Source organism: Alicyclobacillus fastidiosus (genome assembly GCF_026651875.1).
Lineage (GTDB): Bacteria > Bacillota > Bacilli > Alicyclobacillales > Alicyclobacillaceae > Alicyclobacillus > Alicyclobacillus fastidiosus.
Map to the genome: position 1 here is coordinate 1,176,303 of NZ_CP104067.1, position 12,046 is coordinate 1,188,348.

The 12,046-nt window shown below is 46.3% G+C and carries 14 protein-coding genes; 8 read left to right on the forward strand and 6 right to left on the reverse strand.

Annotated features, from left to right (window positions below; translation table 11 throughout):
• Window positions 1–7 precede the first annotated feature (7 nt).
• From NZD89_RS06015 to NZD89_RS06035, 5 genes are read left to right on the forward strand one after another with little or no spacing between them, the layout of a single operon-like run.
• Window positions 8–1,747, forward strand: coding sequence for a hypothetical protein (locus NZD89_RS06015; protein ID WP_268006848.1), 1,740 nt, complete (start codon window positions 8–10; stop codon window positions 1,745–1,747).
• 5 nt (window positions 1,748–1,752) lie between these two features.
• Window positions 1,753–2,241 carry a C1 family peptidase gene (locus NZD89_RS06020; RefSeq protein WP_268006849.1) on the forward strand — a complete coding sequence of 163 codons (489 nt, stop codon included), beginning with the start codon at window positions 1,753–1,755 and terminating at the stop codon, window positions 2,239–2,241.
• Window positions 2,242–2,255: 14 nt separating this feature from the next.
• Window positions 2,256–2,780 (forward strand): hypothetical protein, encoded by a 525-nt coding sequence (locus NZD89_RS06025; RefSeq protein WP_268006850.1) that lies wholly within the window; start codon window positions 2,256–2,258, stop codon window positions 2,778–2,780.
• Window positions 2,781–2,793: 13 nt separating this feature from the next.
• A complete protein-coding gene (locus NZD89_RS06030; RefSeq protein ID WP_268006851.1) occupies window positions 2,794–3,744 on the forward strand; it encodes a hypothetical protein in 951 nt (316 codons plus the stop codon).
• A gap of 1 nt (window position 3,745) precedes the next feature.
• Window positions 3,746–4,096, forward strand: a complete 351-nt coding sequence (locus NZD89_RS06035) for a hypothetical protein (RefSeq protein ID WP_268006852.1) — start codon at window positions 3,746–3,748, stop codon at window positions 4,094–4,096.
• Window positions 4,097–5,477: 1,381 nt separating this feature from the next.
• Here the strand turns inward: NZD89_RS06035 and NZD89_RS06045 are convergent.
• The 5 genes from NZD89_RS06045 to NZD89_RS06065 all read right to left on the reverse strand — a co-directional run bounded on the left by NZD89_RS06045 (window position 5,478) and on the right by NZD89_RS06065 (window position 9,114).
• Window positions 5,478–5,828 carry a DUF1048 domain-containing protein gene (locus NZD89_RS06045; RefSeq protein ID WP_268006853.1) on the reverse strand — a complete coding sequence of 117 codons (351 nt, stop codon included), beginning with the start codon at window positions 5,826–5,828 and terminating at the stop codon, window positions 5,478–5,480.
• 9 nt (window positions 5,829–5,837) lie between these two features.
• Window positions 5,838–6,185, reverse strand: a complete 348-nt coding sequence (locus tag NZD89_RS06050; protein ID WP_268006854.1) for a DUF1048 domain-containing protein — start codon at window positions 6,183–6,185, stop codon at window positions 5,838–5,840.
• Complete coding sequence (locus tag NZD89_RS06055) at window positions 6,185–6,490, reverse strand: PadR family transcriptional regulator (RefSeq protein WP_284286390.1); 306 nt, start codon at window positions 6,488–6,490, stop codon at window positions 6,185–6,187. Before NZD89_RS06055 ends, NZD89_RS06050 begins: the two co-directional genes overlap by 1 nt.
• Window positions 6,491–6,911: 421 nt before the next feature.
• Complete coding sequence (locus NZD89_RS06060; protein ID WP_268006856.1) at window positions 6,912–7,616, reverse strand: class I SAM-dependent methyltransferase; 705 nt, start codon at window positions 7,614–7,616, stop codon at window positions 6,912–6,914.
• A 289-nt stretch (window positions 7,617–7,905) separates the two neighbouring features.
• The gene (locus NZD89_RS06065) at window positions 7,906–9,114 is read right to left on the reverse strand and encodes a multidrug effflux MFS transporter (RefSeq protein WP_268006857.1); all 1,209 of its coding nucleotides are present in this window, start codon (window positions 9,112–9,114) and stop codon (window positions 7,906–7,908) included.
• A gap of 273 nt (window positions 9,115–9,387) precedes the next feature.
• Here NZD89_RS06065 and NZD89_RS06070 point away from each other — a divergent pair, with 273 nt between their 5' ends.
• The 3 genes from NZD89_RS06070 (at window position 9,388) to NZD89_RS29485 (ending at window position 11,379) form a co-directional block, all read left to right on the forward strand.
• Window positions 9,388–9,615, forward strand: coding sequence for a DUF3889 domain-containing protein (locus NZD89_RS06070; protein ID WP_268006858.1), 228 nt, complete (start codon window positions 9,388–9,390; stop codon window positions 9,613–9,615).
• Between the two features lie 69 nt (window positions 9,616–9,684).
• Window positions 9,685–11,013, forward strand: a complete 1,329-nt coding sequence (locus tag NZD89_RS06075) for a transposase (RefSeq protein ID WP_268003901.1) — start codon at window positions 9,685–9,687, stop codon at window positions 11,011–11,013.
• 177 nt (window positions 11,014–11,190) lie between these two features.
• Complete coding sequence (locus NZD89_RS29485; RefSeq protein WP_369125260.1) at window positions 11,191–11,379, forward strand: DUF3889 domain-containing protein; 189 nt, start codon at window positions 11,191–11,193, stop codon at window positions 11,377–11,379.
• Window positions 11,380–11,511: 132 nt separating this feature from the next.
• Here NZD89_RS29485 and NZD89_RS06080 read toward each other — a convergent pair whose 3' ends face one another.
• Complete coding sequence (locus tag NZD89_RS06080) at window positions 11,512–12,042, reverse strand: hypothetical protein (protein WP_268006859.1); 531 nt, start codon at window positions 12,040–12,042, stop codon at window positions 11,512–11,514.
• Between the last annotated feature and the right edge of the window lie 4 nt (window positions 12,043–12,046).

Genomic DNA, 12,046 nt, shown 5'->3' on the forward strand with positions numbered 1-12,046 from the left:
ATATTAAATGCCAAACCAATATGGTCTCTATCCAATAAGTAAGGGCGCAATCCCTCAATCCAGTGATTTGAATCAGATTTTGCAAGGATTCTTAGGGCAATTGGACATGGGCGCGTTGTCCTTTCTTAAACCCCTTTCGGCACCTGGAGCACCTACTGTCGCTCTTAACGGCGCGGGCAACCTTACGGGTACATACGGTTACGTGGTCACCTATTGTACGGGTATCGTTCAAAGCAATGGCACGCTGAATATTATCGGTGAAACACTCGCGGGTACGGTTAGCTCGTCTGTTAGCCCAAAAAGCCAGCAAGTCATGCTCAGTAATATCCCAACAGGGCCGACAGGAACCGTTGCGAGACGTATCTATCGCAACCAATCAAGCGGTAGCGCGTCAAATGGGCCGTTCTTACTTCTCGCAACGATCCCAGATAATACAACCACCACATTCCCCGACAACGTTCCAGACAGCAATCTAGGCGCCGACGCGCCCGTGGTAAATACAAAAGGAACGCAATTCACGACCTTATATGCGGCTGCAGGCGTCAATATCCTTGGTCTTACCGCACCAACCAACGTACAGGCAACTCAAAGCACTGTAGCAAACGAAGGCCTTGTGGAAGGTGTGACATATTATTTTTGGGTCACGTCTTTGGACTATCAGGGTGGGGAAACCACTGTCGGTAACATGGCTAGTTATACGCTCAATTCGTCCAATGGTAATTACGGAATCCACATTTCATGGGACGATGTGCCTGGCGCAACGCAGTATAAAATTTATATCAACTCAAACGATACAAACCCTCAAACTGGTGGCCTTCTTGCTACTGTTAGTGGGTCAACGAATGATTATGACTGGGATGGCGCACCTTCGACTTCAGGAACACCTCCAACCACTAACACAACCGGCTTTGTTACTGCTAATGGCGGTATGACTGCCCATAATGGGGCTACAGTATGGGACGATTCTAATCGCGGATTCGATGTTTATATACCGATTCTAGCGCCGATTACGCCTGCTACGACTACCTCTACAAGCTGGAGTGATATATCGGGTTCTTATTTTGAAGTGACCAGTGACTTTATAGGGTACAAAGCAGCGTTGTTTGAAGCCGTTGCTTGGAACTCGACTTCAGGTGATCAGGCGCAAGTAGCAATTCGAGATGGAAATAACAATGTCATTTGTTCGTTCCATACGACAAACACCTACGGGACAATCATACGAACTCCTTTCACACCGACAATAGGAACCCAATGTCCATTGCAACTCAATCGGGAGGCACATGCAACCTTACCCAAGCCAAGGTTGTTCTTGTGTACTAACGAAAGGGGTGAAAACGTGATTCTGTACTACGCAGAGGACGGAACCATTGTAGCGGCTTCTTCTGGCGGTCAACCAAACGATGCAGATACATCCTTTAGGCCACAGGGAGCGATAAGCGTTTTATATCTCAGTGATACAGAGTATGCCGATGTGTATGCCAATTCCATGCGATACAAAATCATCAATGGTGAGCCCGTTCGAATCAACGAATGCTCATTAGAGCATCCGCTTCTGGATGTGTTGATGGAATTCTGTTTATCGGTGGCCAAAGTAACAACATTGAATTGCAAGCCTATCTCCCGACAGGAAGCACGACATATACAGTCGCGCCATGCGGACAAGGAAGCAGGTCATTTCTTGAATCGTATTACGTGCTGTCTCCTGCTGATATCCAGTCACTTCTTGCAGACATTGGTACTGCGGTGAATCTCTTGACTGATGCGGTGTTCAACGTGATTTTGCCTGCATTACAGAATCAGACGTATACGCCTATCAGCCTAACCGCGAACCAATCGAATGCATTGGCGGACTTCGAAGATCAACCGCCGGAACAGGATTTCATCAAGGGATCGCAATTGTCTTTGAGCTTGGTACGGCGTATTTCAGAAAGCACGCTCTTAGAGGACACAATCGATGCATTATCTAACGACATGCCGGTTCTCTTCGGCTTCACTGTATTTCTTGCATTGGAGTCACAGGAAGTCGCTGAAACTGGCATTTTGCCATTGCCGACAGAAGGGGAACAGCCTTTGGGCGGGCATGCGGTGATTGCAGTTGGTCACAATGACGATAAACAAATGATCCTCGTCCGTAACCAATGGGGCGCAGATTGGGGTCTGGAAGGCTACTTCTGGATGCCATATGAATACTACGCAAATCTCGTTTCGGAGGCCTATGTCATTGATGATCTAGCAGCATAACAGAGGTGATCAACATGTACCTCGCTAAACCAGGCGATATCTTGCTTTATCGTAAATCCCCATCCATAGGCGATGATCTTATCATCGAAGGCGAATCGTTCGAGGACGGTCGCCAAGACCGCGAATATTACCACGTTGCCATTGCCCTCGATGCGAATAACAAAATCGAAGCCTATGGGAAATCAGTCGCAATCCATCCAATCGACTACGGGAATTTTGACGCTTTCCGTCCTCCAATCGGTTCTCATCGTGTAAAATCCGCTCTCGCGGTCATTCGTCGGTGTGTCGGCCAAGGTTACGATTGGTGGCTCATCATCGATGACGCCATTCGATACCTTACAAAGTTCATTCCCAAACGTCTCGGCGGTCCTTGGCATTTACCTGTCTCTTTCATTCAGAGTGATGAACGTCGCGGCAAGGTGTGCTCATCCCTTGCGGTGGCGTATCTGAATGCGGCGTTATGGGGGCCAAAATTGGGTCGCAATGCTTCGCCCGAAGATATCTATCTGGCAGTCAAGGACTTCCCGATATATGTCTGAGGTGGTGTTGGATATGGGCGAAAACTCACAAGAGGTACAATTGGCGATTGCCACTAACGACATCATTTGGATGAAAGCAACGATTGCGGATATGAACGAAGGTATCAAGAACTTGCAAGAAGCCCTAGAAAGGGCAATTAAGACACAAGACGAGAAATACGCGACGAAAGTGGAAGTGGAGACAGTCCGCAAGGACGTTGAAAACCTAAAGCAATGGCGTTGGAAAATCGGCGGTGCTTTGGGTCTAATCGGAATGGTCATCGGATGGGTCGCGAGCTTGGGTCACAATTTGCCTCAGTTTCATCCCGGCTTTCCGTTTACAGTCTTCTCAAAGTATGCGGATTTTACTATGCCGCAAGTGTATTGGGACGACATGCAACTGTCACCAACCACTGCATTGAATGAATGCCTTGCGTATTACAACAAATACGACGTTCCAATCGTCCCAATCGGTCAATTGTATGGTCCTGTTACGCCTGATCAAATCAAGTCGTTCATAAGCGGATGTTCAGGTCTCTCGGGATATTCCTTCTGGGATTACCAACATTGCACGGCGGCTATGTGGCAAGCAGTGCTGGATGGGCAAGGAGGGTCTAAAGTGGAATTTTCACCATTGACCGTTGAAATCAACGGCCTCAAACAACCTGACGGTATAGACGTGAACAGCGTTACGTACGTGAACTGGGGCGCACTTGAAGTGGTAAAGGTTCCGTTTACGAATAAAGGTAACGGTCTATTCACCATTCGTGGAAAAGACGTTCAAGGCGTGATTCAAAACAACGTCACGTATTTTCCGTGGTATATCGCACTCGTTGGCTATACGCCCGTTCGCATAACTGGCGGATGGAACTTCACGAATCAACAACCGGCGCCTGCTCCATCAACTCCAACGAACGCCGCAATCGCCTCCCAAGTCACCAACCTACTGCAACAAGTAGAAAATCTGTTGAAAGGTGTGAAGTAACATGCAAGGTTTAGAAATTAAAATCGTGGAAGGTCTTCTCGACTTACTGATTATCGCTGTGATCATAGGTCTCCTTTATTCCAGGCCACAGATCAAGAAAATCGTTGATGCACATTTGAGTGCACAACAAGCAGCTGTCGCCAATAACGTGATTGATGGATTGGCAAACATTGCGGAAGCCGTTGTCCAAGACTTCAATCAACGGATTGTCGCATCCGCAAAGGCAAACGGTGTATTCACGCCTCAATTGGCTCAATCTGTCAAACAGGATGCAATTCAAGCTGTACTCTCTCAAGGTGCTGGGCTCATTTCTGTTGGTGGTGAGGCTCGTGGATGTTCAGAAGCTGGTTAGCAGTTTAATCGAGAAGGCTGTTGCAGAAAATCATATTCCAACGCAACAAAATTCGGCGGGTTGAAGAAAAAACGGCCTCGTAATAGCCCGTCTGAAGCGTTTTTGATGACCTTCAGGTGATAATATATCGAACCTGGTCATCAATCGTTAGAAAAAGGGTTAGAATGCGTATTCTCGAAAATTCGGTTTTGAGCATACAAAAGGAGTCCCAATCGAGCATACAAAATGTTATAGTGAATGTATGATTGATTTCGACATCGTGTATCTTTAAAAAAGGAGCCAGAGCTGCAACTCTGACTCCTTGCGATACATCGCCTTGAGTGACTGGGCTTCCCACACTCGGACGATCAAACAATCGCCACTATGCGGCAAGTCGAGATAAGTCACCCCAGAGGGCGCTAACCTATAGGGGTGACTTATTTATGTTTGCGACGGAGTCGCTTTGCGGCTTCTAGTACGACTTTAAAGATGGCTTTGAAGTCATAACCACCTTATAGACTGCATCTAATACTGCGTCTATGTGTACCATGCCCATGCCTCCCCTCAGTCCGAAAGACTGTGTGGGAAGGCGAATAAGTCACCCGCGGTTAGTATCGCTGGGATAATTTTATCATTCTTACCAAAACAATTGTTAATGCAATTTGTCGAATCTTGTCCGCGGTAGGCAAGGTATTTTTGTGTCTACGTCATCCATTTCCTCACGGCTGTAGGGTATTTTAGATTGTCGGGGAGTGATTCAATGAGCGAGAAAACACGTAGAATTTTAATAAATATGTTGGTTCGACTGTGGACTTACAAACCCAATGTATCATGAAGCGGAGAATCCAACGAGTGAGCCAATGCCCTCGTTACTAAACAAGGGCGCGATGGGTAGAGGGCCCGCAGAACAATTCGGAGATGTAGACAACTGCAAGGCACTCATTTTCTGCATTTTAATAGGGAATAGGCCATGTTCACGCACATCTTGCTGGAGCAACTTCTTAAACATTCGCCCCCGTTTGTTCAATAGCATTTCGGTGAAATCTATTAATATTTTTGATATAAAAGCTGCGGAGTCGAATGATTGAAACAGGAGGTTCCTGCTAGGCGATGACGTTGATGTTTAAAATTAGACGCCACCGCCGTTGAATTCACATATCGGATTTAAGATATTCTCCGTTTATAACCCCACACTGCAAATATATACGCAACAACCAGAATGCCTAGACACCACGCGAGCGCAATCCAAATGTCATGTGCGACAGGCTGCCCTGAAAACAAAGACCGAATTGCATCAACAATGCTTCACTTCAAAATCGACGCCCTTTAGGAGTTCTGTGTCTTTGAAAAACTTTCGCAGACCTTTCACTTCAATTGCTTTTTCCATCTCGATATCCCCCTTTTACTTTGTTTTATCCGTAACCTTTTTCATGGCCTTGTTAACTTCTTGGTCAACAGATTCTTGATAGATGTCAGCATAAGTTTTTGAATCTTTGATTAGATCGTCGCAGAAAGCCGCTACGTCACTGCCCGTCACTTCGAGCACGCCTTTCCCCAAGGCCGCGCCCTCTTCAAAAAGGTCGATAATCCCCGAGAGCAAACCCGTCCCGTCGGTTAGCTCAACAGGGCCGACCTTAAAGAGATATTTTTGAATCTCTTTATAAACAATCTGATAATCTTGCGGGAGCGCTTTGACACGCGCCACGTGCGCTCGCCACTCTCTTTTGCCTTCGATGATATCTCGTATTCTCATTTTATCCTCCTATTTACCTAATTTTTTGGCGATATTATTGTTGAGTTGCTCGCGCCACTTGTCGCGAAAAGACTTTGCCCCTTCTTCGCCGACCAGCGCTGAACAGAAGCCTTTGATATCGTCACCCAAAACCTCTTGGACACTCTGACCGTCCGACGCCGTTTCTTCGAGCAGGCCAAGCACACCGTCAAGAATTGGCATGAGGTTGCGACCGGTGAAATCTGAGTGCGGCCAAAGATTGGCATTAATTTTTTTCCATGCCGCTTGATAATCAGCCGGCAGCTTTTTGGTTCTCAGTTCGAAAGTTTTCAATTCTTTAGTCATGTCGCTGCCCGTGATTTTCTCCCAAAAATTCATTAGTTCCTCTCCTTTAACTCATTAATTTTTGATGATACGAACTCCCATTTTTCCCAGAACTTCCGCAGTTCCTCACGTCCCGCGTCGTTGAGCACGAAAAACTTTCGCGGCGGTCCCATGTCGGAGGGCTTTTTAGTGACCTCTACCAGCTTGCTTCTTTCAAGCCGGATCAGAATGGTGTACACCGTTCCATCCACAACATCTGTGAAGCCGAGGGCATTCAGCCGCCGCGTGATTTCGTAGCCGTAGGTTTCTTTGCGGCTTATAATTTCAAGGACGCAGCCCTCAAGCACGCCTTTGAGCATTTCCGTTAGGTTTTCCAAATTTCTCCCTCATTTGTGTTCAGTACTCTGCATCACATGTATTCAGTAATACTGATAATAAGTGTTACTCATTACCGGTACATAGTATCACTCAATAGCGTTACGTGTCAAGAATTAAGCTTTTCGTCAAATTATCGAAGGGATTTTGGAGTTTAGTCAAGGATGGAACTGATTAAGTCAAAGCCAAACGCAGTTGGGGCATGGTGAGGCAGGTCACTACGTTAATGGCAGGGGTATCAGTGTAAAGGGCAAAAGGTATGTCGCTCTTGGACATTGCTGCCCAACCGCGCAATAAGACTCGGTCCACGGCGACGCATGTTTATGCAAGCACGAAAATCCGTGGACCTTGCTCCCATTTATCCATATGCTCAATAGCATGTTTCAAACGTGCACCACACACTGCTCACTTTACGGCAGCTATCAGTGCTCGATTGCCATGCACATGTAAAGTGACCGCATGAAACATACATGCACGCAGCCATTCAAGATGAGTTTCCAATGTGACCGGAAAGTCTCCATCTTCTTTGAGAATGGCTGTGTGCTCATCGAAAGTATTGCCTTCTTGGGGCGCAGTTCCTGAACCGTGATAACGATCCAAGCGGTTCCAAACGGATTGCAACAGAGGAAACACAACCTCATTTTCAACTTTGAGTCGATCCAAAAGAAGAAAAACACCACCAGGACGTAAAAGGGTATGTATATGGCGGTATGCGCTCTGCATATCCGGAGCAGATAAGTGATGCAGTGACTGAATAGCGATGACTGCACCTACTTCCGATACAGGTAACTGAATACTGGATAACTGGGCTAAATCCCCATGTACAGGAACAAAGCGGTGGGCATACCCTTGCAGACGATTCGCTGCTAGACGTGCCATAGCAAGAGAATTGTCGATACCAACGACTTGGGCATCATGTATTCGTTCAAAAATGATCTCTTCAACCTTGCCGGAGCCATAACCCAAGTCTAGAATCCAATCTCCTGAGTTTGTAAACCCCGCTAGTATAGTGACCAACATATCCAACTGTTCCGCCCGAGTTGGATTGATGTTGTCACCATTAGCATCCCAGTCGCTCGCAGCAACTGGATCTTGCCATCCCTGTGTCATGGCCTACCCACCTCTTTTCTTTATTACATCGTTAGTTTACTTCGCCTACACCATGTTGACTATGTTAGACACGCATCCGTCTGAAGACACGACGCAGCTCAATGTCACTATACTGCCCGCTAACGACACAAGACATCGATGCGAGGTTGTGTATATCCATGCAAAAACTTGTAGGATCGCTTATTCAGTTTTCTACCCCGTTCAACAGCGTATGTTAAAAAACGGCGCCGTTAGGGTGTCGTTTTACAATAATCTATGGCGGGCTATGTTTCATGCTTGTACGCGACATTTAAACCGATTCCGTATTTTGGACATCCATTCTTCTCTTTACCGTTAAAAACGTATAACAACCTATAGAAAGTAGGCTCGCCATTAAAAGGATAATGCCTAATGGCACAGCGGAATACTCTCCTGCAATGCCCACTAATGGAGAACTGACACAACCTAATAAAAACGGAATCACGCCAAGCAAAGCAGAGGCACTACCCGCGATGTGTCCTTGCGATTCCATTGCCAAGGTGAACGAAACGGGTCCGATGGTTCCCATGGATGCGACGTAAAGCACGAGCGGAATGACGAGCGCAAAGAGCGGTCCATGCGTCAGAACGACAACCATCGCGGTGATTGTTGCGACGAGCGATAAACCTAAACCAAAATGAAGGATGCGATGTTCGTCCATCCTAGTAACCAATTTTCGAACCAACTGAGAAGCTGCAATCAACACGATGCCATTTAATGCAAAAAGCATGGCAAACACTTGCGGCGAAACCCCGTAAATTTTTTGATACACAAATGGTGTACCAGCGACGTATGCGAAGACGCCCCCGAGCATAAATCCCTGTGCCAATACGTAACCCATGTATATCCGATTGCAGAGTAACGTTCTGAAGTTTCCGAACATCTCACCAAAATTGGGACGAATTCGTTTTTCCACTGGCAAGCTTTCTTTCAACCGCCATGTCGTTGTAATGGAAAGGATGAATCCGAGAAGTCCTAAAAAGAGAAATACACTTTCCCATTTCGTAAACGAAATAACCGCACTCCCCGCCAAAGGCGCAAGCAAGGGTGCCACACTGCTCATCACACTAATGAGCGAAAAGAACTTCGTGAGTTCCGTGCCATGATAACTATCGCGTGCGATCGCACTGGAAATCGTTCCAGCCGAAACCGCAAATCCTTGCACGAAGCGCAAGGCAATGAATATCCCGATGTTCGGTGCAAAGGCACAACCAAGCGAAGAAAGACAGTAAATAATCATGGCAATGATTAATGGCTTTCGTCTGCCATAGACATCACTGAGCGCTCCCATGGTTAGCTGTCCCAGAGCAAGACCTAAGAGACAAGCCGTTAAACTTACCTGAATGGTCGATGCGGAGGTTCCAAAGAATTTCATCATTTTCGGGAATGACGGAAGATACATATCAAAAGTAAACGGTCCTAAGCCAGAAAACATGGCGAGCATAAGGGCAAATCGAATTTGATGTTGATGTGTTTTCATTTTGGACTCCTATTATGAATGATTTCAATAAGCCAACAACCTGTTTACTATAAACCATCTATTTTTCCTGTTCCATAATACAATTGAACCAAATTCTTATTGCGTTAAACTGCCCTTTAACGCAATAACAACTGGTCCTCAGTGGCTGTATGTTCATGCGGTTTGCAGCAACAGAGCTTATGCGATTTATGCCCTCGTAGTTCAAAAAATCCGTATAGTCTCTGTCATGAACGGGATAATACCCTTGTTTTTCCATGACAGGAGAGGTTTTCGATGAAGGTATGGTTTTTATTACTCGCTTTTTGTATATCGTCAGTATGTCTTTTTGATAAAGCCCCAGCCATTGCCTTGGCGAGCGGTGTTTCGAACATCGCAAAGCCTACGCCTACATATTCCAAGTGGGGGTTACTGGCAGTTCAAGAAGCAAAAAAGCGATACCCAAACTCATTAGTGATCGACTATAAGAGCGTGTCCGAAAAGCCCGCAATTTTGAGTAAATAGCAAAACGCACCGATCCGCAAAACTGGTAAAATTGAAGGTATCCAGCCGTCAAATTTTCCAGTTCTGGAGGTGCGTTTTTCCATAGATTTGCAGTTAGACCTGCTTCCATACGCCTATTATAACACGCTTGGCTTCGACCCCGAACTCGTTGATTACGTAGATCACATTGACGACTCATTCCTGGACCTGCTCGTCGGACCCCTGTACGACAAGAGAGGACGCAGACCCGCATCTCCAATCGCCTATTTCCGGATGCACTATCTGTATTTCACTAGGCCGGAGATTACCTCATTCCGTCAATTGTGCAAACAGTTGCGAGACCCAAAGAACCAGGCGTGGCGCAGCTTCATCGGTGTACCCAATCCAGCAAAGGTTCCGTCACACCAGAGCCTGAGTGACTTCCGTAACAAAGTAGGGCCGGACGTATTCGAACAAATTCGTGACGAGTTTATACGTCAATCCATTCACATGGAGGGATTCATCCAGGACACCCTCGCCGCTATTGACTCTCGTCCGATTTACGCCAATGTCAACGGATACAAGAAAAAACGCTGCGATTGTGAGGTTAAGTCAGTTTGCACATGTGAAAAAACGTTTTCTGACCCGGACGCCACCTATGGGGCACAGCGCAGCAAGGTGAACCAGAACCGTTTCTTCGTTGGTTACCGGAAGCACTCGATTGCAGTAAGAACATCTCAAGGACCTGTGGCCTTGTTGTCTATCCTTAAGCCTGCGAATGTGGGCGACATTCGAGTGATGCTTCCACTGATAGAGAAACTCCGGCAGATTAACGAAATGCGCACTCAGTATCTCGTTGCCGACATGGGTTACATAGATGCGGATGACCAGAAGGAGGCATACCACAAACACAGTATGGCTGTGGTTACAGGGTTTCGCAGTGGTATGGTGATGCCAGAGGAATGTAATGAACATGGGCAACCTGAGTGCGAACAAGGCGAACGACTGATTTGGGATGGCTTTGACTGGAAAACGGCCACTTCCTGGTTTCGTGGGGACTCAGAGAAATGCCAGTCATGCCCGCTATCCGGGGTATGCAGCAGGCAATTCGAATTTTCCTTTGACGACAAACCGATTGCATACGGCCCGGTGCCACAAGGCACCATGCTGCATGCCCAGATGCTTGATTTCAGAAGGCAGATTGAGCTGTCCTTTGCGCAAGAGTCCAATGAGTTGACAACAGTTATGAAACACAAGAAGGTGCCTGTACGAACAAACAAACGAGTACAGTCCTTCTTCACCATGCAGGATATATTCCAGCTCATGCAGGCGAGGATAGGTCACATTCGAGAGACCATGCTGCCTGATGACCACATAGAGCGAATTACACAAATGTATACAGTCCAGGCCGAGCAATTGAAACTCGATATCGCTGCATAGGCAAGCAGAACCTGGAAAATAAACAAAAGCCAATGTTACTGACAAGGGGTTCGTGCGCCCATTTTCAAGGGTGAGCAGGCAATGTGTTCCCATACGGAGGCATTCACCAAATTACCAAGTAAACTTATCCCATATCAGGAAGCCTGTATTCATGTATTTGGCTAGACATTTACTCGAATCGGATGCTTTTCGGACAACCTCTATAAACATGTTGGGCGAAAAGACCTCTCCCCAACTGAGTCCCAGGAGACGTTTAAGTTGTGGATGAGAAATACCAACCACGAATTTGGGTTGTACGTTTACATCGTATTCAACAAAACAAACCAGAAACTAAGTGGAATTACCTTCAAGGAAACAAGTCGCTAATAAGTCGTTATGGGACTAACCTGCCCTTGAATCCCATAAACACGGTTGACACCAAAGGGTATAATCATGCAATCGGCTTCGTTCTATTTTATTCAACACAGTGATAAGTCTCTGCAAGAAGGAGTACATGCTTCAGGAATAGCCAAATGAATTTGCGATACCGCTCAACTGAGACTTAGACAGATCTGGTTTGCTTTCGGCTAAATTTGCTCCTGCTCTAGAGGAGGGGATGTCATAAAAAATTCCATTTTTAATCCACAATAATTGTGTCACAGATCCGTTATTGGAGAAGTATGCTTTCGTGCCATCAGCTAGTTTGGTATTGCAGATGACGCCACTGACCGAGGCAAGTGTTGCATTAGCGTCAACGGATGCTGCGCTTTCTTCTAGTGCTTCGAGCTGTTTGCCCCCACCCATGAAAATATCAATATTATGATTAAGGTTTTCTCCGTGGGCGATCCGTGCGTCTTGTAGTGGGAATGGAACTTTGGTTGGCAACTCTAGATTTTTTAATCCTGATTTTTTGATTGCGCTTTTCAAAGCATCCATTTGTGATTTAGGAACGTTTTTTAAAGCAGAGTAATTAGGATGTGACTGTGAACTACATCCAGATACCATCAATACGGTTAAAACGCTTATCAGTGAAAGCTGTATAAAGCGCATGTTA

Bases quoted from the DNA above. Each gene is read 5' to 3' on its own strand.
- NZD89_RS06080 (WP_268006859.1), bottom strand. From the start codon at position 12,042: ATGCGCTTTATACAGCTTTCACTGATAAGCGTTTTAACCGTATTGATG.
- NZD89_RS06055 (WP_284286390.1), bottom strand. From the start codon at position 6,490: ATGCTCAAAGGCGTGCTTGAGGGCTGCGTCCTTGAAATTATAAGCCGC.
- NZD89_RS06070 (WP_268006858.1), top strand. From the start codon at position 9,388: ATGAAGGTATGGTTTTTATTACTCGCTTTTTGTATATCGTCAGTATGT.
- NZD89_RS06065 (WP_268006857.1), bottom strand. From the start codon at position 9,114: ATGAAAACACATCAACATCAAATTCGATTTGCCCTTATGCTCGCCATG.
- NZD89_RS06030 (WP_268006851.1), top strand. From the start codon at position 2,794: ATGGGCGAAAACTCACAAGAGGTACAATTGGCGATTGCCACTAACGAC.
- NZD89_RS06060 (WP_268006856.1), bottom strand. From the start codon at position 7,616: ATGACACAGGGATGGCAAGATCCAGTTGCTGCGAGCGACTGGGATGCT.
- NZD89_RS06050 (WP_268006854.1), bottom strand. From the start codon at position 6,185: ATGAATTTTTGGGAGAAAATCACGGGCAGCGACATGACTAAAGAATTG.
- NZD89_RS06045 (WP_268006853.1), bottom strand. From the start codon at position 5,828: ATGAGAATACGAGATATCATCGAAGGCAAAAGAGAGTGGCGAGCGCAC.
- NZD89_RS06015 (WP_268006848.1), top strand. From the start codon at position 8: ATGCCAAACCAATATGGTCTCTATCCAATAAGTAAGGGCGCAATCCCT.
- NZD89_RS06035 (WP_268006852.1), top strand. From the start codon at position 3,746: ATGCAAGGTTTAGAAATTAAAATCGTGGAAGGTCTTCTCGACTTACTG.
- NZD89_RS06025 (WP_268006850.1), top strand. From the start codon at position 2,256: ATGTACCTCGCTAAACCAGGCGATATCTTGCTTTATCGTAAATCCCCA.